20 protein-coding genes are annotated in these 18,649 nt (G+C 65.8%); 18 read left to right on the top strand and 2 right to left on the bottom strand.

Annotation, left to right across the window (positions count from 1 at the left end):
• Nucleotides 1-11: 11 nt before the first annotated feature.
• The 13 genes from ccoN (PT85_RS03140) to PT85_RS03080 all read left to right on the top strand — a co-directional run bounded on the left by ccoN (PT85_RS03140) (nt 12) and on the right by PT85_RS03080 (nt 12,100).
• Nucleotides 12-1,451, top strand: coding sequence for a cytochrome-c oxidase, cbb3-type subunit I (gene ccoN / locus PT85_RS03140; protein WP_039561520.1), 1,440 nt, complete (start codon nt 12-14; stop codon nt 1,449-1,451).
• On the top strand, nt 1,451-2,059 hold the full coding sequence (gene ccoO, locus PT85_RS03135) for a cytochrome-c oxidase, cbb3-type subunit II (protein ID WP_039561521.1): 609 nt from the start codon (nt 1,451-1,453) through the stop codon (nt 2,057-2,059). Before ccoN (PT85_RS03140) ends, ccoO (PT85_RS03135) begins: the two co-directional genes overlap by 1 nt.
• 6 nt (nt 2,060-2,065) lie before the next feature.
• Nucleotides 2,066-2,248, top strand: a complete 183-nt coding sequence (locus tag PT85_RS03130; RefSeq protein WP_027591501.1) for a CcoQ/FixQ family Cbb3-type cytochrome c oxidase assembly chaperone — start codon at nt 2,066-2,068, stop codon at nt 2,246-2,248.
• Nucleotides 2,245-3,180, top strand: a complete 936-nt coding sequence (ccoP, locus tag PT85_RS03125) for a cytochrome-c oxidase, cbb3-type subunit III (protein ID WP_039605888.1) — start codon at nt 2,245-2,247, stop codon at nt 3,178-3,180. Before PT85_RS03130 ends, ccoP (PT85_RS03125) begins: the two co-directional genes overlap by 4 nt.
• Nucleotides 3,181-3,512: 332 nt before the next feature.
• A complete protein-coding gene (gene ccoN, locus PT85_RS03120) occupies nt 3,513-4,952 on the top strand; it encodes a cytochrome-c oxidase, cbb3-type subunit I (RefSeq protein WP_039561524.1) in 1,440 nt (479 codons plus the stop codon).
• Entirely contained in the window at nt 4,952-5,563 is a 612-nt protein-coding gene (ccoO, locus tag PT85_RS03115) for a cytochrome-c oxidase, cbb3-type subunit II (protein WP_039561526.1), read from the top strand. The genes ccoN (PT85_RS03120) and ccoO (PT85_RS03115) overlap by 1 nt, the downstream gene beginning before the upstream one ends.
• A 6-nt stretch (nt 5,564-5,569) precedes the next feature.
• Nucleotides 5,570-5,758, top strand: coding sequence for a CcoQ/FixQ family Cbb3-type cytochrome c oxidase assembly chaperone (locus PT85_RS03110; protein ID WP_027589830.1), 189 nt, complete (start codon nt 5,570-5,572; stop codon nt 5,756-5,758).
• The gene (gene ccoP / locus PT85_RS03105) at nt 5,755-6,678 is read left to right on the top strand and encodes a cytochrome-c oxidase, cbb3-type subunit III (protein WP_039605887.1); all 924 of its coding nucleotides are present in this window, start codon (nt 5,755-5,757) and stop codon (nt 6,676-6,678) included. The genes PT85_RS03110 and ccoP (PT85_RS03105) overlap by 4 nt, the downstream gene beginning before the upstream one ends.
• Nucleotides 6,679-6,810: 132 nt before the next feature.
• Nucleotides 6,811-8,217: a cytochrome c oxidase accessory protein CcoG gene (ccoG, locus tag PT85_RS03100; RefSeq protein ID WP_027589832.1), complete on the top strand. Its 1,407-nt coding sequence runs from the start codon at nt 6,811-6,813 to the stop codon at nt 8,215-8,217.
• 12 nt (nt 8,218-8,229) lie between these two features.
• On the top strand, nt 8,230-8,727 hold the full coding sequence (locus PT85_RS03095; protein ID WP_027589833.1) for a FixH family protein: 498 nt from the start codon (nt 8,230-8,232) through the stop codon (nt 8,725-8,727).
• Between the two features lie 10 nt (nt 8,728-8,737).
• A complete protein-coding gene (locus tag PT85_RS03090) occupies nt 8,738-11,155 on the top strand; it encodes a heavy metal translocating P-type ATPase (protein WP_039605886.1) in 2,418 nt (805 codons plus the stop codon).
• Nucleotides 11,156-11,178: 23 nt separating this feature from the next.
• Nucleotides 11,179-11,391 (top strand): cbb3-type cytochrome oxidase assembly protein CcoS, encoded by a 213-nt coding sequence (gene ccoS / locus PT85_RS03085; RefSeq protein WP_027589835.1) that lies wholly within the window; start codon nt 11,179-11,181, stop codon nt 11,389-11,391.
• The gene (locus PT85_RS03080) at nt 11,384-12,100 is read left to right on the top strand and encodes a sulfite exporter TauE/SafE family protein (protein ID WP_039605885.1); all 717 of its coding nucleotides are present in this window, start codon (nt 11,384-11,386) and stop codon (nt 12,098-12,100) included. The genes ccoS and PT85_RS03080 overlap by 8 nt, the downstream gene beginning before the upstream one ends.
• Nucleotides 12,101-12,119: 19 nt before the next feature.
• On the opposite strand, the gene PT85_RS03075 is transcribed toward PT85_RS03080, so the two are convergent.
• Nucleotides 12,120-13,634, bottom strand: coding sequence for a phospholipase D family protein (locus PT85_RS03075; RefSeq protein ID WP_039605884.1), 1,515 nt, complete (start codon nt 13,632-13,634; stop codon nt 12,120-12,122).
• A gap of 44 nt (nt 13,635-13,678) precedes the next feature.
• The gene (chrA, locus tag PT85_RS03070; protein WP_039605883.1) at nt 13,679-14,887 is read right to left on the bottom strand and encodes a chromate efflux transporter; all 1,209 of its coding nucleotides are present in this window, start codon (nt 14,885-14,887) and stop codon (nt 13,679-13,681) included.
• A 181-nt stretch (nt 14,888-15,068) separates the two neighbouring features.
• Here chrA and PT85_RS03065 point away from each other — a divergent pair, with 181 nt between their 5' ends.
• From PT85_RS03065 to PT85_RS03045, 5 genes are all read left to right on the top strand, one after another.
• Nucleotides 15,069-15,317, top strand: a complete 249-nt coding sequence (locus PT85_RS03065; protein ID WP_039605882.1) for a heavy-metal-associated domain-containing protein — start codon at nt 15,069-15,071, stop codon at nt 15,315-15,317.
• Nucleotides 15,318-15,349: 32 nt separating this feature from the next.
• A complete protein-coding gene (locus PT85_RS03060) occupies nt 15,350-15,817 on the top strand; it encodes a DUF411 domain-containing protein (RefSeq protein ID WP_039605881.1) in 468 nt (155 codons plus the stop codon).
• Nucleotides 15,818-15,889: 72 nt separating this feature from the next.
• Nucleotides 15,890-16,780: a radical SAM protein gene (locus PT85_RS03055; protein WP_039605880.1), complete on the top strand. Its 891-nt coding sequence runs from the start codon at nt 15,890-15,892 to the stop codon at nt 16,778-16,780.
• Between the two features lie 51 nt (nt 16,781-16,831).
• The gene (locus PT85_RS03050; RefSeq protein WP_039605879.1) at nt 16,832-18,148 is read left to right on the top strand and encodes a serine hydrolase domain-containing protein; all 1,317 of its coding nucleotides are present in this window, start codon (nt 16,832-16,834) and stop codon (nt 18,146-18,148) included.
• A gap of 129 nt (nt 18,149-18,277) precedes the next feature.
• Complete coding sequence (locus PT85_RS03045; protein WP_027589843.1) at nt 18,278-18,649, top strand: 4a-hydroxytetrahydrobiopterin dehydratase; 372 nt, start codon at nt 18,278-18,280, stop codon at nt 18,647-18,649.

The raw sequence follows: 18,649 nt of genomic DNA, 5'->3' as shown, positions 1-18,649 counted from the left end.
GAAGCCCATACATGAACACAGCAACCAGTACCGCCTATAACTACAAGGTGGTCCGCCAATTTGCCATCATGACGGTGGTGTGGGGCATCGTCGGGATGCTTGTCGGCGTCCTGATCGCCGCCCAATTGGCTTGGCCCGCCCTGAACCTCGACCTCCCCTGGACAAGTTTCGGCCGCCTGCGCCCACTGCACACCAACGCAGTGATCTTCGCATTCGGTGGCTGCGCCCTGTTCGCCACCTCCTACTACACCGTGCAACGCACCTGCCAGACCACCCTGTTCGCACCCAAGCTGGCCGCGTTCACCTTCTGGGGCTGGCAGCTGGTGATCCTGCTCGCCGCGATCTCCCTGCCCCTGGGCTGGACCGGCGGCAAGGAATACGCCGAACTGGAATGGCCGATCGACATCCTGATCGCCGTGGTCTGGGTCGTTTACGGCATCGTGTTCTTCGGCACCCTGCTGAAGCGCAACGTCAAACACCTGTACGTCGGTAACTGGTTCTTCGGCGCGTTCATCATCGTTGTGGCGATGCTGCACATCGTCAACAACCTGGAGATGCCGGTCACCTGGACCAAGTCCTACTCCCTGTACTCCGGCGCCACCGACGCCATGGTGCAGTGGTGGTATGGCCACAACGCCGTGGGCTTCTTCCTGACCACCGCCTTCCTCGGCATGATGTACTACTTCGTACCGAAGCAGGCTGGCCGTCCGGTCTACTCCTATCGCCTGTCCATCGTGCACTTCTGGGCGCTGATCACCCTGTACATCTGGGCCGGTCCGCACCACCTGCACTACACCGCGCTGCCGGACTGGGCCCAGTCCCTCGGCATGGTGATGTCCCTGATTCTGCTGGCTCCGAGCTGGGGCGGCATGATCAACGGCATGATGACCCTCTCCGGCGCCTGGCATAAGCTGCGCACCGACCCGATCCTGCGCTTCCTGGTGGTTTCCCTGGCCTTCTACGGCATGTCCACCTTCGAAGGCCCGATGATGTCGATCAAGACCGTGAACGCCCTGTCGCACTACACCGACTGGACCATCGGTCACGTACACGCCGGCGCCCTCGGCTGGGTTGCGATGGTCTCCATCGGCTCCCTGTACCACCTGATCCCGAAGGTGTTCGGTCGCGAAGAGATGCACAGCATCGCGCTGATCAACACCCACTTCTGGATGGCCACCATCGGCACCGTGCTCTACATCGCCTCGATGTGGGTGAACGGCATCGCCCAGGGCCTGATGTGGCGCGCCGTGAACACCGACGGCACCCTGACCTACTCCTTCGCCGAAACCCTGGTGGCCAGCCACCCCGGCTTCGTCGTGCGGACCATCGGGGGCGCCATCTTCTTCGCCGGCATGCTGCTGATGGCCTACAACACCTGGAAAACCGTGCGCGCCGCCAAGCCTGAAGAGATGGAAGCCGCCGCGAAGTATGCGGTTGAAGGAGCCCACTGATGAAACACGAAATTCTCGAGAAGAACGTCGGCCTGCTGTCCATCTTCATGGTCATCGCCGTCGCAATCGGCGGCCTGACGCAGATCGTGCCGCTGTTCTTCCAGGACGTGGTCAACGAGCCGGTGGACGGCATGAAGCCTTACACCGCCCTGCAGGTCGAAGGCCGTGACATCTACATCCGCGAAGGTTGCAACGTCTGCCATTCGCAGATGATCCGCCCGTTCCGCGCAGAAACCGAGCGCTACGGCCACTACTCCGTCGCCGGCGAAAGCGTCTGGGACCACCCGTTCCTGTGGGGCTCCAAGCGTACCGGTCCGGACCTGGCCCGCGTCGGCGGTCGTTACTCCGACGACTGGCACCGTGCCCACCTGTACAACCCGCGCAACGTCGTGCCCGAGTCGATCATGCCCGCCTACCCCTGGCTGGTAGAGAACACCCTGGACGGCAAGGACACCGCCAAGAAGCTGCAGGCGCTGCGTACCCTCGGCGTGCCCTATACCGCCGACGACATCGCCACCGCACGCGACGCCGTCAAGGGCAAGACCGAGATGGACGCCGTGGTCGCCTACCTGCAAGTGCTTGGCACCTCGCTCACCAACAAACGGTAACGGTGCATGGAAATCGGGCTAATTCGCGGCTTGGGCACCCTGGTGGTCTTCGTCGCCTTCATCGGCGTGGTCCTCTGGGCCTACAACAGCAAGCGTCGCGGCAGCTTCGACGAAGCCGCGCTGCTGCCCTTCGCCGATGACCCGCAAGGCCTGCACAACCAGCAAGTCTCTAGGAGTAACCAAGAATGACTTCTTTCTGGAGCTGGTATATCACCCTGCTCACCCTCGGCTCCCTAGTGGCGCTGCTGTGGCTGATTTTTGCGACACGCAAAAGTGAACAGTCCAAGGGCATTACTGATCAAACGATGGGCCATTCCTTCGATGGCATCGAGGAATACGACAACCCGCTGCCGCGCTGGTGGTTCCTGCTGTTCGTGGGCACCATCGTCTTCGGCGCCGTTTACCTGGCCCTCTATCCGGGCCTGGGCAACTGGAAGGGCATCCTGCCCGGCTATGAAAATGGCTGGACCAGCGTTGGCCAGTGGGAACGCGAAATGCAGCGTGCCGACCAGCAGTACGGGCCGATCTTCGCCAAGTATGCGGCCATGCCGCTGGAGGAAGTCGCTCAGGACGAGCAGGCTCTGAAAATGGGCAGCCGCATGTTCGCCACCTACTGCTCCATCTGCCACGGCTCCGATGCCAAGGGCTCGATGGGCTTCCCCAACCTGGCCGACAGCGACTGGCGCTGGGGCGGCGATGCCGAGACCATCAAGGCCTCCATCCTGCACGGCCGCACCGGCGTGATGCCGGCCTGGGGCGCGGTGATCGGCGAAGATGGCGTGAAGAACGTGGCCGCCTATGTGCGCCAGGAACTGGCTGGCCTGAAGCTGCCGGAAGGCACCCAGGTTGACCTGGAAGCCGGCAAGCAGGCGTTCGCCACCACCTGCGTGGCTTGCCACGGTCCGGAAGGCAAGGGTATGGCCATGCTCGGCGCACCCGACCTGACCCACCCGGCCGGCTGGATCTATGGCACCAGCCTGGCCCAGCTGCAGCAGACCATCCGCCATGGTCGTACCGGCGTCATGCCGGCCCAGGAATCCTACCTGGGCAACGACAAGGTGCACCTGCTGGCGGCCTACGTGTACAGCCTGTCCAAGCAAGCGCAAGTGGCCAGCAAATAAGCGCCGCCACCGACCTTGATCTGTAACAAACATTCGGCCGCCTTCGTGCGGCCGAATGTCGCACCGCACGCCTGCCCTTCCCCGCCCCCCGCTCCATTCGGTTACCCTTTTCACGCATCGCTTGGCCGTGCCTAAGAAGGCAGCCGAGGTCTTCCAGCTTTCCGCCGTTCGTCGCGCACGCTTCCGACACTCCGACCATCGCTGTAAGCCCTTGATTTTCCGGCCTCTGCGAGCCCCGCCAAAAGGGTGGCGCGTTTGCATTGACCTTCCGGTTTCTCCATACTGCCGCCGTTTTTTGCCTTGTGCGCCTTCTAACCGTGGAACCCCTACAAATGAGTACAGCAATCCAAAGTGCTTATAACTATAAGGTGGTCCGCCAGTTCGCCATCATGACGGTGGTCTGGGGGGTCATAGGAATGGGTCTAGGTGTGTTCATCGCCGCGCAACTGGTGTGGCCCGAACTCAACCTCGACCTTCCCTGGACGAGTTTCGGCCGCCTGCGTCCGCTGCACACCAACGCAGTGATCTTCGCATTCGGTGGCTGCGCCCTGTTCGCCACTTCTTATTACGTGGTCCAGCGCACCTGCCAGACCCGTCTGATCTCCGACGGCCTGGCCGCCTTCACCTTCTGGGGCTGGCAAGCGGTCATCGTCCTGGCTGTGATCACCCTGCCGCAGGGCTTCACCAGCTCCAAGGAATACGCCGAGCTGGAGTGGCCGATCGACATTCTGCTGGCCATCGTCTGGGTGTCCTACGCGATCGTGTTCTTCGGCACCATCATGAAGCGCCAGAGCAAGCACATCTATGTGGGTAACTGGTTCTACGGCGGCTTCATCCTGGTCACGGCGATGCTGCACATCGTCAACAACCTGGAAATCCCGGTCACCTGGTTCAAGTCCTACTCCATCTACTCCGGCGCCACCGACGCGATGGTGCAGTGGTGGTATGGCCACAACGCCGTGGGCTTCTTCCTGACCACCGGCTTCCTCGGCATGATGTACTACTTCGTGCCGAAGCAGGCTGGCCGTCCGGTCTACTCCTACCGCCTGTCCATCGTGCACTTCTGGGCGCTGATCACCCTGTACATCTGGGCCGGTCCGCACCACCTGCACTACACCGCGCTGCCGGACTGGGCCCAGTCCCTCGGCATGGTGATGTCCGTCATCCTGCTGGCTCCGAGCTGGGGCGGCATGATCAACGGCATGATGACCCTCTCCGGCGCCTGGCATAAGCTGCGCACCGACCCGATCCTGCGCTTCCTGGTGGTTTCCCTGGCCTTCTACGGCATGTCCACCTTCGAAGGCCCGATGATGGCCATCAAGACCGTGAACGCCCTGTCGCACTACACCGACTGGACCATCGGTCACGTACACGCCGGCGCCCTTGGCTGGGTGGCAATGATCTCCATCGGCTCCCTGTACCACCTGATTCCGAAAGTGTTCGGTCGCGAGCAGATGCACAGCATCGCCCTGATCAACACCCACTTCTGGCTGGCCACCATCGGCACCGTGCTGTACATCGCCTCCATGTGGGTGAACGGCATTACCCAGGGCCTGATGTGGCGCGCCGTGAACCAGGACGGCACCCTGACCTACTCCTTCGTCGAAGCGCTGGAAGCCAGCCACCCCGGCTTCATGATTCGCGCCCTGGGCGGTGCGTTCTTCGTCGCCGGTATGCTGCTGATGGCCTACAACACCTGGCAGACCGTGCGCGCAGCCAAGCCTGAAGAAGTCGAAGCGGCCGGGAAGTTCACGGTCCAAGGAGCCCACTGATGAAAAGCCATGAGAAACTCGAGAAGAACATCGGTCTGCTGACCCTGTTCATGATCATTGCCGTGGCCATCGGCGGCCTGACCCAGATCGTCCCGCTGTTCTTCCAGGACGTGGTCAACGAGCCGGTGGAAGGCATGAAGCCCTACACTGCCCTGCAGCTGGAAGGTCGTGACATCTACATCAAGGAAGGCTGCGTCGGCTGCCACTCCCAGATGATCCGTCCGTTCCGCGCGGAAACCGAGCGCTACGGCCACTACTCCGTCGCCGGCGAAAGCGTCTGGGACCATCCGTTCCTGTGGGGTTCCAAGCGTACCGGTCCGGACCTGGCCCGCGTCGGCGGTCGTTACTCCGACGACTGGCACCGTGCCCACCTGTACAACCCGCGCAACGTCGTGCCCGAATCGAAGATGCCCTCCTACCCCTGGCTGGTGGAGAACCGTCTCGATGGCAAGGACACCGCCACCAAGATGGAAGCACTGCGCACCCTGGGTGTGCCGTACACCGACGAGGACATCGCAGGCGCCAAGGCAGCCGTGAAGGGCAAGACCGAAATGGACGCCCTGGTGGCCTACCTGCAAGTGCTCGGCACCTCCCTCTCGAACAAACGGTAACGCACTATGGATATCGGACTCATTCGCGGCCTGGGCACCCTGGTCGTCTTCATCGCCTTCATCGGCGTGGTTCTCTGGGCTTACAACAGCAAGCGCAGGAAGAGCTTCGACGAAGCGGCCAACCTGCCCTTCGCCGACGAAGAGTCCGAACCCAAGAAGCGCGACGAAGAAGCTTCCCGGAGTAACAAAGAATGACCAGTTTCTGGAGTTGGTACATCAGCATCCTCAGCCTCGGCACCATCGCCGCGCTGACCTGGCTGCTGTTCGCCACCCGCAAGGGCCAGCGCCCCGACAACGTCGAGGAAACCACCGGCCACAGCTACGATGGCATCGAAGAGTACGACAACCCGCTGCCGCGCTGGTGGTTCATGCTGTTCGTGGCCACCATCATCTTCGCCCTGGGCTATCTGGTGCTCTACCCGGGCCTGGGCAACTACAAGGGCATCCTGCCCGGCTATGAAGATGGCTGGACCGGCGTGAACCAGTGGAAGAAGGAAATGGCCAAGGCCGACGAGCAATACGGCCCGCTGTTCGCCAAGTACGCCGCCATGCCGCTGGAGGAAGTCGCCCAGGACGAGCAGGCCCTGAAGATGGGCAGCCGCCTGTTCGCCTCCAACTGCTCGGTGTGCCATGGCTCCGACGCCAAGGGCTCCTATGGCTTCCCGAATCTCACCGACAACGACTGGCTGTACGGTGGTGATCCGGAAACCATCAAGACCACCATCCTGCACGGCCGCCAGGCCGCAATGCCGGCCTGGAAAGACGTGATCGGCGAAGAAGGCGTCAAGAACGCCGCCGCCTACGTGCGCAGCCTGGCCGACCTGAAGCAGCCGGAAGGAATCGCCGTGGACCTTGCCGCAGGTCAAAAGATCTACCAGACCAATTGCGCAGTATGTCACGGCCCCGACGGCAAGGGCTTGCAGGCCATGGGCGCTCCGAACCTGACCGACCGCGTATGGTTGTACGGTTCCAGCTTCGCCCAGGTCCAGCAGAGCATCCGTCACGGTCGTAACGGCCAGATGCCCGCCCAGGAAGCCTTCCTGGGCAATGACAAGGTGCACCTGCTGGCCGCCTACGTGTACAGCCTGTCGCAGCAAGCTGCTCACGCTCAATAAGAAAAATACTTTCGGTGCGACCCGGGGTCGCACCGAAAGCGCATACATCAGGCGTACCATTGGCAGCAGGCCAAATGATTCCATCCGACAACGCATCGGCTGGAGCCCCACCCCGCAAAGTGGTACCTGATGATGAGTGAGCAGATCCCCGTTCGTGACGTGACACCCGCCAAAGGTGAAAACGTCGACCTCTACGCCAAACGCGAGAAGATCTACACCCGAGCGTTCACCGGCGTGTTCCGCAACATCCGCCGCTTCGGCGGTGCGTTCCTCTTCATTCTGTTCTTCGGCACGGTCTGGCTGAACTGGGATGGTCGTCAGGCCGTCTGGTGGGACCTGCCCGAGCGCAAGTTCCACGTCTTCGGTGCCACCTTCTGGCCCCAGGACTTCATGCTGCTGTCGTGGCTGCTGATCATCTGTGCCTTCGGCCTGTTCTTCATCACCGTGTTCGCCGGCCGCGTCTGGTGCGGCTACACCTGCCCGCAGAGCGTGTTCACCTGGGTGTACATGTGGGCGGAAAAGGTCACCGAGGGCGACCGCAACCAGCGCATGAAGCTGGACAAGGCGCCGATGAGCGCCAACAAGCTGCTGCGCAAGGTGGCCAAGCACGCCATCTGGGTGGCCGTCGCCGTGCTGGTGGCCATCACCTTCGTCGGCTACTTCACCCCGATCCGCCAACTGGTTCCCGATCTGCTCAGCCTCAACGTCGACGGCTGGGCCGCCTTCTGGATCGGCTTCTTCACCCTGGCCACCTACGGCAGCGCCGGCTTCCTGCGCGAGCAGGTGTGTATCTACATGTGCCCCTACGCCCGCTTCCAGAGCGTGATGTTCGACAAGGACACGCTGATCGTTTCCTACGACGCCAACCGTGGCGAAAAGCGTGGTCCGCGCAAGAAGGGCGCCGATTATCAGGCCCAGGGCCTGGGTGACTGCATCGATTGCACGGTATGCGTGCAGGTCTGCCCGACCGGCATCGACATCCGCAACGGCCTGCAGATCGAGTGCATCAGTTGCGCGGCCTGCATCGACGCCTGCGACAGCATCATGGACAAGATGGGCTACCCGCGTGGCCTGATCAGTTACACCACCGAGCACAACCTGTCCGGGCAGAAGACGCATCTGCTGCGTCCGCGCCTGGTCGGCTATGCCGTGGCACTGCTGGTCATGATGGGCCTGTTCTCCTGGGCGCTCACCGCCCGCCCGCTGGTGCAGATCGACGTCCTCAAGGACCGCGTGCTGTACCGCGAGAACGAGGAAGGCAACATCGAGAACGTCTACACCCTGAAGATCATGAACAAGGCGCAGGTCGACAAATCCTTCGTGATCGAAGTCGACGGCCTGCCGGGCCTGGCGTTCGAGGGTCGCCAGCAAGTGCAGGTGGCCGCCGGAGAGGTGCTGTCCATCCCCGCCGAGCTGTCCATCGAACCGGAGAAGCTGCCGTCCAGCACCAACAACATCGTCTTCCGCGTCAAGGCAACGGACGATCAGACCATCCACAACGAGGCCGAGAGCCGTTTCATCGGCCCGACCATTCGCTAAGTAAGGTTCCGCATGCAGTCGAAAACCGAAAGTCGTTGGTACCAGGAGTTCTGGGCCTGGTTCGTCATTGCCATCCTGGCGTTCGCCGTGGTTCTGGGTCTCGGCCTGCTGACCTTCGCGACGATGAACCCCGACGTCCCGGTGGTGGCCAACTACTACGACGTCGGCAAGGGCATCAATGCCTCGCTGGAGCGTGAAAAGCTGGCCAAGAAGCTGAACCTCTCGGCCACCCTGACCCTGGACGACGAGACCGGTACCGCCAACCTGCAGCTGGTGGGCTTCAGCAACCCGCAGCAGCTGGAACTGAACCTGATCTCGCCGACCCAGGCCGAAAAGGATCGCCGCGTCATCCTGCAACCGAAGGGTGACGGCCTCTACCAGGGCTTCCTGCAGGACAGCGTGTCCGGCCGCCGCTTCGTCGAGCTGCTGGGTCAGGAAGGTGGCCAACCCTGGCGCCTGTATGTGGAGAAGGAAGTGATCCCGGGACAGCCGCTCACGCTGGAAAACTGATTCCGCCCCGATGAGCAGTCTCGTTCCCTGCTTCCACTGCGGCTTGCCGGTTCCTGCCGGCAGCCGCTTTGTCGCGCCCGTGCTGGGCGAAAGCCGCGAATTCTGCTGCCCGGGCTGCCAGGCGGTGGCCGAAGCCATCGTCGGCGGCGGCCTGGAGAGCTACTACCGCCATCGCAGCGAACCTTCGGCCAACCCCGAAGCGCTGCCCCAGGTGCTCACCGACGAACTGGCGCTCTACGACCGCGCCGAGGTGCAGCAGCCCTTCGTGCAGCATGAAGGCGAACTGGCGGAAACCACCCTGCTGGTCGAAGGCATCAGCTGTGCCGCCTGCGGCTGGCTGATCGAGAAACACCTGCGCGGCCTGCCAGCGGTGGCCGAGGCGCGCCTGAACCTCTCCAACCATCGCCTGCAAGTACGCTGGTCCGACAGCCAGGTGCCGCTCAGCGAACTGCTGCAGAGCCTGCGGCGCATCGGCTACGCGGCCCACCCCTACCGTCCCGACCGCGCGGCCGAGACGCTGGCCGAGGAAAACCGCCGCGCCCTCAAGCAGATCGGCGTGGCCGGCCTGCTGTGGTTCCAGGTGATGATGGCCACCATGGCCACCTGGCCGGAGTTCAACCTCGACCTGTCGCACAGCTTCCACGTCATCCTGCGCTGGACCGCGCTGATCCTCACCACTCCCATCGTCTTCTACTGCTGCGGCCAGTTCTTCCGCGGCGCGCTGCGCGACCTGCGCACCCGACACCTGACCATGGATGTCTCGGTATCGCTGGCCATCGGCGGCGCCTACCTGGCCGGCATCTGGTCGACGCTGACCGGCGAAGGCGAACTCTATTTCGATGCCGTGGGCATGTTCGCCCTGTTCCTGCTCGCCGGCCGCTACCTGGAACGCCGCGCCCGCGAGCGCACGGCGGCGGCCACCGCGCAACTGGTCAACCTGCTGCCGGCGTCCTGCCTGCGCCTGGATGAACAGGATCAGTCGCAGCGCATCCTGCTCAGCGAGCTGCGCATCGGCGACCGCGTGCTGGTACAACCCGGCGCTCTGCTGCCCGCCGACGGACGCATCCTCAGCGGCCAGTCGAGCGTTGACGAATCCCTGCTCACGGGCGAATACCTGCCGCAACCGCGCGGCGTCGGCGACAGCGTCACCGCCGGCACTCTGAACGTGGAAGGGCCGCTGACCGTCGAGGTGCAGGCGCTGGGCGACGACACCCGGCTGTCCGCCATCGTGCGACTGCTGGAGCGCGCGCAGAGCGAGAAACCGCGCCTGGCCGAACTGGCCGACCAGGTCGCCCACTGGTTCCTGATCGGCGTGCTGCTGGCGGCCGCCGTAGTCGGCCTGGTCTGGTGGCAGATCGACAGTGACCGGGCCTTCTGGATCGTGCTGGCCCTGCTGGTCGCCACCTGCCCGTGCGCCCTTTCGCTGGCCACGCCGACCGCCCTCACCGCCGCCACCGGCAGCCTGCACAAGCTCGGTCTGCTGCTCACCCGGGGCCACGTGCTGGAAGGGCTGAACCAGATCGACACGGTGATCTTCGACAAGACCGGTACGCTGACCGAGGGGCGCCTGACCCTGCGGGGCATCCACCCGCTGCGCGAGCTGGATGCCGACCAGTGCCTGGGGCTGGCCGCCGCCCTGGAGAACCGCTCCGAACACCCCATCGCCAAAGCTTTCGGCCGCGCCGCCCAGGCCGCCGAGCAGGTCGACAGCCACCCCGGCTTGGGCCTGGAAGGCGTGGTCGAACAGCGCCGCCTGCGCATCGGCCAGCCGGATTTCGTCAGCGCCCTCGCCGGCCAGCCCGCGCCGGCGATTCCTGGCGACCACGGCCAGTGGCTGCTGCTCGGTGACGAACAGGGCCCGCTGGCCTGGCTGGTGCTGGATGATCGCCTGCGCGACGATGCTCCGGCCCTGCTGGACGCTTGCCGCGCCCGCGGCTGGCGCATCCTGCTGCTGTCCGGCGACAGCTCGCCGATGGTCGGCGAGATCGCCCGCCAGCTCGGCATCGAGGACGCCCGTGGCGGCTTGACGCCGGACGACAAGCTCGCCGAGCTCAAACAGCTGCATGCCGAAGGCCGCAAGGTACTGATGCTGGGCGATGGGGTGAACGACGTGCCGGTGCTGGCCGCCGCCGACATCAGTGTGGCCATGGGTTCGGCCACCGACCTGGCCAAGACCAGCGCCGACGCGGTGCTGCTGTCCAACCGCCTGGACAGCCTGACCCGCGCCCTGCCCGTGGCGCGCCGCACCCGGCGGATCATCATCGAGAACCTCAGCTGGGCAATGCTGTACAACGGCCTTATCCTGCCCTTCGCCGCCGTCGGCTGGGTCACGCCGGCGTGGGCCGCGCTGGGCATGTCCATCAGCTCGCTGCTGGTGGTGGTCAACGCCCTGCGCCTGGCCCGCCAGCCTGCCGAAGCCGCCCACTGAGCGCTCTCTACCGGAGGTATCCCATGGCCGCCCTGTACTACATGATTCCCGTGGCCGTCATCGTGGTCGGCCTGGCCATCTGGCTGTTCTTCTGGGCCGTCAACAGCGGCCAGTACGACGACCTCGACAGCCCGGCCCACAGCATCCTGTTCGACGACGACGATCCCAACCACAAGGCCGGGGTCGAGAAGGCGGATCAGGATGCCGGCAAGGACCAGGACAAGCCCAGTGCCTGAACTCGCGCCGCAACTGATTTCCGCGTTCATCCTCGGCCTGCTGGGCGGTGGACACTGCCTGGGCATGTGTGGCGGCCTGATGGGCGCGCTGACCCTGGCCATCCCGCCGGAACAACGCGGCCGCCGCCTGCAACTGCTGCTGGGCTACAACCTCGGTCGCGTCCTCAGCTACGCCGCTGCCGGCCTGCTGCTCGGCCTGGGCGGCTGGGCGCTGGCCAACAGTCCGGCGGCCACGGCCTTGCGCGTCGTCGCCGCGCTGCTGCTGATCGCCATGGGCCTGTACCTGGCCGGCTGGTGGAGCGGGCTGACGCGTATCGAGGCGCTGGGCAAGGGCCTCTGGCGTTTCATCCAGCCGCTGACCCGGCGCTTCATGCCGGTGCATGGCCTGCCGCAGGCGCTGACGCTGGGCGCCCTGTGGGGCTGGCTGCCCTGCGGGCTCGTGTATAGCACCCTGCTGTGGGCGGCCAGCCAGGGCGATGCACTGGACAGCGCGCTGCTGATGCTCGCCTTCGGCCTGGGCACCTGGCCGGTGCTGCTGGCCACCGGCCTGGCCGCCGAGCGCATCACTGCGCTGCTGCGCCGCCGTGGCGTGCGCATCGCCGGCGGCCTGCTGGTCATCCTGTTTGGCCTGTGGACCCTGCCCGGACCGCACCAGGACTGGCTGATGGGCCATGGCGGCCAGCATCAGCAGCACGCGCCGGCCCGGTAGGGCGACGATCCTACCGCACCTACAACAGCCAGTCGATCGGCAGCCAGGACAGCACCCGCACTGCGGCACGCTTGAGCAGGCCGCTGTTCGGCTCCTGGGTATAGACCCGCTGTTGCGGCCCCGCCTGCTCCTGCCAGTACAGCCGTCCCGCCTCGTCGAGCCGGACCCGGTAGGCATTGGCGGGCACCGCCTGTTCGAAGGCCGAACGGATCTGCTCCGCCAGACGTGGACTATCGATCACCAGACCCAGCTCGGTGTTGAGGTGGCTTGAGCGCGGATCGAAGTTGAACGAACCGACAAACAGCCGCTGCCCGTCCACCGCAAAGGTCTTGGCATGCAGGCTGGAGCCTGAGCTACCGAAGGGCCCGCCTTTCGGCGGCGGCTCGTGGTCCGGGGCAGTACGACGCATCTCGTACAGCTCCACGCCGGCCTGCAACAGCGCCTTGCGCCATTTGGCGTAGCCGGCGTGCACCGGCGCCACGTCGGTGGCATCCAGCGAGTTGGTCAACACCCGCACATCGATGCCCTGCGCCGCCATCGCCGCAAACGCCTCCACGCCACTGCGGGTCGGAACGAAATAAGGCGACACCAGCTGAAGATGCTGCTGGGGCGTACCGAGGATTTCCTTCAACTGGTGCGGCAAGAGCGCCTCGCGCGGCGCCAGGCCGAGCCCCTTGGCCGGGTCGTCGCTGACCAGCCGCACCGGCGCCCATTCCAGGTCCAGGCGTTGCTCGAACAGCCGGCGGATGAAGTCACTGTTGCGCACCGCCTCGACATACATCGCAGCGGCCGGATCGCGCTCGATCAACGACGCCTGCTCGACCAGCTCGCGCAGATGCGTGGGATCCACGGCGGGCAGCAAGCCAGCCACCGGGTAGCTGGAATCGCTGGCCCAGTAGCGGTCGAAATCGTCCGACACCGCCTTGACCACCGGTCCGACGGCCAGTACGTCGAGATCGGCGAACAGCACCCCGTCGGTAGCACCGAAATATTCGTCGCCGACGTTGCGCCCGCCGAGGACCGTCGCCTGGTTGTCGGCGGTGAACGACTTGTTGTGCATGCGCCGGTTGGCGCGTGAAAAATCGGTCAGCAAGCCCAATAGCCGTACCTTGCGCTGCACATACGGATTGAACAGCCGCACCTCCATGTTGGGGTGCGCATCCAGAGCCGCCAGGGCCGCATCCAGGCCGCGGGTGTTGTTGTCGTCCAGCAGCAGGCGCACCCGCACACCCCGTTCGGCCGCCTCGTGCAGCGCCTCGAACAGCAGCGTGCCGGTCATGTCCTGACGCCAGATGTAATACTGCACGTCGAGGGTGCGCTGGGCAGTGCGGGCCAGCAGCACCCGGGCGGCGAAGGCGTCCTGGGCGTCGGCCAGCGTCCAGATGCCGTTCAGTCCGGGATGGGCCGCCAGTTCCGGGGCCAGCGCCCGGCCCAGCGCAGTGCCAGCCGATTCCTCTTCGCCCAGCGCCTGTGACGCGGTACGCGTCTCCAGGGTCGGCAGGCCGCCACACCCGCAGAGCAGCAGGGCGCACATGCCCGGCAACCACCCGCGGCGCCATGCGGTTCCCACCTGTTTGTTCACAGCAGTACCTCCAGTGCCCAACCGGCCAGGCCGCAGCCCAGCACCAGCAGCCAGGGCGGCAGTTTCCACACCATCAGCGCCAGCAAGGCCGCCAGCGCCAGAGCCAGGTCGGCCGGGCCGAGGATGGCGCTGGTCCAGACCGGATCGTAGAGCGCCGCCAGCAGCACGCCGACCACGGCGGCGTTCACCCCCTGCAGCGCCGCCCCGGTATGCCGGTTGGCGCGCAGGCGCTCCCAGAACGGCAATGCGCCGATCACCAGCAGGAAGGACGGCGCAAACACCGCCAGCAGACACAGCAACCCGCCCAGCCACCCGGTCGGCGGCTGCTCCATGGCCGCGCCCAGAAATGCCGCAAAGGTGAACAGCGGACCGGGCACCGCCTGGGTGGCACCATAGCCGGCCAGAAAGGCCTCGCTGCCCACCCAGCCGCTGCCGACCACCTCGGCCTGCAGCAGTGGCAGCACCACATGACCACCGCCGAACACCAGCGCGCCGGCCCGGTAGAAGGCATCGACGCGCTGCAGCCAGGGCAGCGGCCACAGCTGCGCCAGCAGCGGCAGCGCCAGCAGCAGCACGAAGAACAATGCGAGCAGGAAAACCGCCGTGCGCCGGCTAACCAGAATGCCCAGCGGTTGATGCGCCTCGGCCGAATCGGGCTTGAACAGCAGCAGGCCGAGCAGCCCCGCCAGCAGAATCACCGTGACCTGCCCAAGCGCCGAAGACCACAGCAACAGCACCACCGCCGCGCCGAGCATCAGCGCCAGGCGCACGCGGTCCGTGCAGAACACCCGCGCCATGCCCCACACCGCCTGGGCCACCACCGCCACCGCCACCACCTTGAGCCCGTGCAACAGCCCGCTCGGTAGCACACTGCCCCACGCCGCCAGGCCCAGGGCAAACAGGATCAGCAGCAGCGCCGAAGGCAGGGTGAAGCCCGCCCAGGCGGCCAGCGCCCCGCGATATCCCGCCCGCGCCAGGCCGACGGCGATGCCCACCTGGCTGCTGGCCGGACCGGGCAGGAACTGGCAGAGGGCGACCAGGTCGGCGTAACCGCGTTCGCTCAACCACTGACGCCGCCGCACGAACTCCGCATGGAAGTAGCCCAGATGAGCAACCGGACCGCCGAAGGAGGTGAGCCCCAGGCGCAGAAACACCTTGAACACGGTCCACCAGGAATCGGACCGGGCCGTTTCGCTCGACTGCATCGACAGGCTCCCTTGTAAGACGGCGGCATCATAGGCCAGCGCGGCGACTTGATGGAGATCATGCCCAAAACCGGCGGGCGGCAGCAGACTACGCAGCACTTCCCCACCCGCCGGCGCTTGACCTTGCCACGGTGGCAAGGACGAGGATAACGCCCCGGCATTGCACTTTGAGGTATTTTCCATGACTGCTATCGAACTGATGGTTGAAGGCATGACCTGCGGCAACTGCGCCAAGCACGTCGACGAGGCCCTGCGCCCGCTGGCCGGGGTGCAGAACGTCGAGGTCGATCTGGCCGGTGGTCGCGTACGCATCTCCGGTGACGCAGACAGCGCCGCGCTGATCGCCGCGCTCGACGATGCCGGTTATCCGGCCCGCCTGGCCGGCGGCCGCAAGAGCGGCGGCAGCTGCTGTGGCGGCTGCTGCGGCTGATCTATCCATTTCGTTTAATCGGGGATTTTTCCATGCGTCAACGCTTCTCCCGTAGCCTGCGCCTCGGCGCCCTGACCACCCTGCTGCTCCTTGGCGGTTGTCAGGAGGAGGCCGTGGTCGATCAACTGGTCATCGACGTCCATCGCGACGCCAACTGCGGCTGCTGCAAGGACTGGATCGCCCACCTCGAGGACAACGGTTTCACGGTACGCGACCACGTCGAGCCCGACATGGTGGCGGTGAAGATGAAGCATGGCGTGCCCCCGCGCCTCGCCTCCTGCCACACCGCGCTGATCGACGGCCGCTTCGTGGAAGGCCATGTGCCGGCCGAGCAGGTGCTGGAGCTGCGCAAGCGCCCCGACCTGCGCGGCCTGGCCGTCCCCGGCATGCCGATCGGCTCGCCGGGCATGGAAATGGGCGGCCGCCAGGACGCCTACGAGGTCATCGGCCTGGCCCGCAATGGCCGCGAGGAAGTGATCGCCCGCTACCCGGGCAACTGACCGGGTCCTGCGTTTCGCTTCGGGTGCGCAGGCGCTAAGCTGCGCACCCTCTCCTCTTCGTGCGACACGACGATGCAGCGCTTTCCCATCCATTACATCGAGCCGGTGTTCCGTCCGCCCAGCGAGGCCCACTCGCTGATCCTGCCGGTAACCAATGGCTGCTCCTGGAACCAATGCACCTACTGCGAGATGTACACGGCGCCGCAGAAGAAATTCCGCGCCCGTGACGAGCAGGAGGTGCTGGAGGAGATCCGCCGCTGCGGCGAATCCCTGATCGCCCAGCGCGTGTTCCTCGCCGACGGCGATGCCCTGGTACTGCCGACCCACCGCCTGCTGCGCATCCTGGAGGCCATTCGTACCCACCTGCCAACGGTCGAGCGGGTGACGGCCTATTGCCTGCCGCGCAATCTCAAGCGCAAGTCGGTGACGGAGCTCGCGGCGCTGCGCGCAGCCGGTCTGGCCATGATCTATGTCGGGGCCGAATCCGGCGATGACGAGGTGCTGGCCCGTGTCAACAAGGGCGAGACCCACGAAAGCACCCGGGACGCACTGCTGAAGGCCGGCGAAGCCGGCATCCAGCGCTCGGTGATGCTGCTCAACGGGCTGGGCGGCCGCAGCCTCAGCCGCCAGCACGCCCTCAACTCCGCCCGACTGATCAACGCCACCCAGCCGGAGTTCCTGGCCACCCTGGTGGTCAGTTTCCCGCAGGGCATGGAGCGCTTCCTCGCGAACTTCCCCGACTTCACGCCGCTGAACCCGCGCGAGCTGTTCGAGGAGACCGAGCGCCTGCTCGACGCCCTGGAGCTGAAGGACACCCTGTTCCGCAGCGACCACGCCTCCAATTACCTGGTCCTCAAGGGCACCCTCGGCGCCGACAAGGCGCGCCTGCTGGAACAGGTGCGCCACGCCATCCGCCAGCCCGATCAGGCGGGCCTGCGTCCGGAGTGGTTGCGCGGGCTGTAGGCAGGCGCACTCGGCTACACTGCCGCCACCAGCCACGCCCGGAAGTTCGATATGCCTGCGCCAATCCCTTTCAAGATGCTTTACGCCGGCCTGGCCTGCGCCCTGCTGTCCGGCCCCGCCAGCGCCGCCGAGCCGTATCCCGATGCCATCGCCAGCGACCCCGCCCGCCTGGGCTGGATGGTCGGCTCGCCACCGCCGCCGGAACGCCAGGTGCGTTTCGACGACGGCAGCTATTTCCGCTTTCCGCAGCTGCGCTGGAGCGTGTCGAACTTCCGGCAACTGATGCCGACGATGAATATCTCCCGCGGGCTCGACGCACCGGCCCCGCTCGAACGCGCCCTGCGCACTGACATCGATGCGCTGACCTTCCTGCCGCTGGGCAGTGAGCAGCCGATGACCTGGGCCGACTCCCTGCTGGCCAACTACACCGACGGCATACTCGTGCTGCACAAGGGCCGGGTGGTCTACGAACGCTACTTTGGCGTGCTCACCCCGGCCGGACAGCATGGCGCCATGTCGATCACCAAGACCTTCACCGGCACCCTGGCCGCGCTGCTGGTAGCCGAGGGCACGCTGGACCCGCAGCGCAAGGTGGCCGACTACGTCCCCGAGCTGGCCCGCTCCGCCTTCGGCGACGCCACGGTGCGCCAGGTGATGGACATGACCACCGGCATCCGCTTCAGCGAGGACTACGCCGACCCCAACGCCGAAGTGTGGGCGCATGCCGCAGCCGGCAACCCGCTGCCCAAACCCGAGGGCTACCAGGGGCCACGCTCCTACTACGAATTCCTGCAAACCGTGCGCCCGGAGGGGCGGCATGGCGAAGCCTTCCACTACCGCACGGCCAATGCCGACGCGCTGGGCTGGATCATCGCCCGGGTCAGCGGCCGCTCGGTGGCGCAGCTGCTGTCGGAGCGCGTCTGGAGCCGACTGGGCGCGGAGCAGGACGCCTATATCTCGGTCGATGCCTCAGGCACCCCCTTCGCCGGCGGCGGCATGAATGCCGGCCTGCGCGATCTCGCCCGCTTCGGCGAACTGATGCGCAACGGTGGCCGCCACAACGGCCAGCAGGTCATCCCCCAGGCCGTGGTGGACGACATCCGCGCCGGGGCGAGCCGCGAGGACTTCGCCAAGGCCGGCTACGACCTGCTGCAGGGCTGGAGCTACCGCAACATGTGGTGGGTCACGCACAACCCCAACGGCGCTTTCATGGCCCGGGGCGTGTACGGCCAGGCGCTGTATATCGACCCGGCGGCGGAGATGGTGATCGCCCGCTTTGCCAGCCATCCGGTGGCGGCCAACGCCGCCAGCGACCCCACCTCGCTGCCCGCCTACGCGGCCCTGGCCAGGCACCTCATGAGCCGCTGACACCGCGTATCGACACCCTGGGTGCCGGGGGGAACGGGCGCACACTGCCCATGGTCCATGAGCTGTGCGCCCTCGCCACCTCTCGTTCACCCATGGCCGCCGTCCGGCCGAGACAAGGAGCTGCCCCGCATGTCCGACCTGAGCAAAGCCCACTGCGAAGCCTGTCGCGCCGATGCCCCACAGGTTACCGATGCCGAGCGGGCGGCCCTCCTCCAGCAACTGCCGGACTGGGGCATCCAGGATCGCAACGGTGTGATGCAGCTGGAGAAAGTCTTCCGTTTCCAGAACTTCCAGCAGGCCCTGGCGTTTACCCAGGCCGTTGGCGAGATCGCCGAGGCCGAGGGCCATCACCCGGCGCTGCTCACCGAGTGGGGCAAGGTCACCGTGACCTGGTGGACCCACAAGATCGGCGGCCTGCACCACAACGACTTCATCATGGCGGCACGTACCGAGGAGCTGGCCCGCCACGCCGCCGGGCTGCGCAATGGCATCCCGGTCTGA

This window comes from Pseudomonas flexibilis, from assembly GCF_000806415.1.
GTDB classification, from domain to species: Bacteria; Pseudomonadota; Gammaproteobacteria; order Pseudomonadales; family Pseudomonadaceae; genus Serpens; species Serpens flexibilis.
This window is presented reverse-complemented; position numbering and strand designations above follow the sequence as displayed.

Excerpts from the sequence above, each read along its gene's own strand:
- ccoP (WP_039605888.1), top strand. The coding sequence starts at position 2,245 with ATGACTTCTTTCTGGAGCTGGTATATCACCCTGCTCACCCTCGGCTCC.
- PT85_RS03090 (WP_039605886.1), top strand. The coding sequence starts at position 8,738 with ATGAGCAGTCTCGTTCCCTGCTTCCACTGCGGCTTGCCGGTTCCTGCC.
- ccoS (WP_027589835.1), top strand. The coding sequence starts at position 11,179 with ATGGCCGCCCTGTACTACATGATTCCCGTGGCCGTCATCGTGGTCGGC.
- PT85_RS03065 (WP_039605882.1), top strand. The coding sequence starts at position 15,069 with ATGACTGCTATCGAACTGATGGTTGAAGGCATGACCTGCGGCAACTGC.
- ccoP (WP_039605887.1), top strand. The coding sequence starts at position 5,755 with ATGACCAGTTTCTGGAGTTGGTACATCAGCATCCTCAGCCTCGGCACC.
- PT85_RS03075 (WP_039605884.1), bottom strand. The coding sequence starts at position 13,634 with ATGTGCGCCCTGCTGCTCTGCGGGTGTGGCGGCCTGCCGACCCTGGAG.
- PT85_RS03045 (WP_027589843.1), top strand. The coding sequence starts at position 18,278 with ATGTCCGACCTGAGCAAAGCCCACTGCGAAGCCTGTCGCGCCGATGCC.
- PT85_RS03110 (WP_027589830.1), top strand. The coding sequence starts at position 5,570 with ATGGATATCGGACTCATTCGCGGCCTGGGCACCCTGGTCGTCTTCATC.
- chrA (WP_039605883.1), bottom strand. The coding sequence starts at position 14,887 with ATGCAGTCGAGCGAAACGGCCCGGTCCGATTCCTGGTGGACCGTGTTC.
- PT85_RS03095 (WP_027589833.1), top strand. The coding sequence starts at position 8,230 with ATGCAGTCGAAAACCGAAAGTCGTTGGTACCAGGAGTTCTGGGCCTGG.
- ccoN (WP_039561524.1), top strand. The coding sequence starts at position 3,513 with ATGAGTACAGCAATCCAAAGTGCTTATAACTATAAGGTGGTCCGCCAG.
- PT85_RS03055 (WP_039605880.1), top strand. The coding sequence starts at position 15,890 with ATGCAGCGCTTTCCCATCCATTACATCGAGCCGGTGTTCCGTCCGCCC.
- ccoO (WP_039561521.1), top strand. The coding sequence starts at position 1,451 with ATGAAACACGAAATTCTCGAGAAGAACGTCGGCCTGCTGTCCATCTTC.
- PT85_RS03050 (WP_039605879.1), top strand. The coding sequence starts at position 16,832 with ATGCCTGCGCCAATCCCTTTCAAGATGCTTTACGCCGGCCTGGCCTGC.
- ccoN (WP_039561520.1), top strand. The coding sequence starts at position 12 with ATGAACACAGCAACCAGTACCGCCTATAACTACAAGGTGGTCCGCCAA.
- PT85_RS03130 (WP_027591501.1), top strand. The coding sequence starts at position 2,066 with ATGGAAATCGGGCTAATTCGCGGCTTGGGCACCCTGGTGGTCTTCGTC.
- ccoG (WP_027589832.1), top strand. The coding sequence starts at position 6,811 with ATGAGTGAGCAGATCCCCGTTCGTGACGTGACACCCGCCAAAGGTGAA.
- PT85_RS03060 (WP_039605881.1), top strand. The coding sequence starts at position 15,350 with ATGCGTCAACGCTTCTCCCGTAGCCTGCGCCTCGGCGCCCTGACCACC.
- ccoO (WP_039561526.1), top strand. The coding sequence starts at position 4,952 with ATGAAAAGCCATGAGAAACTCGAGAAGAACATCGGTCTGCTGACCCTG.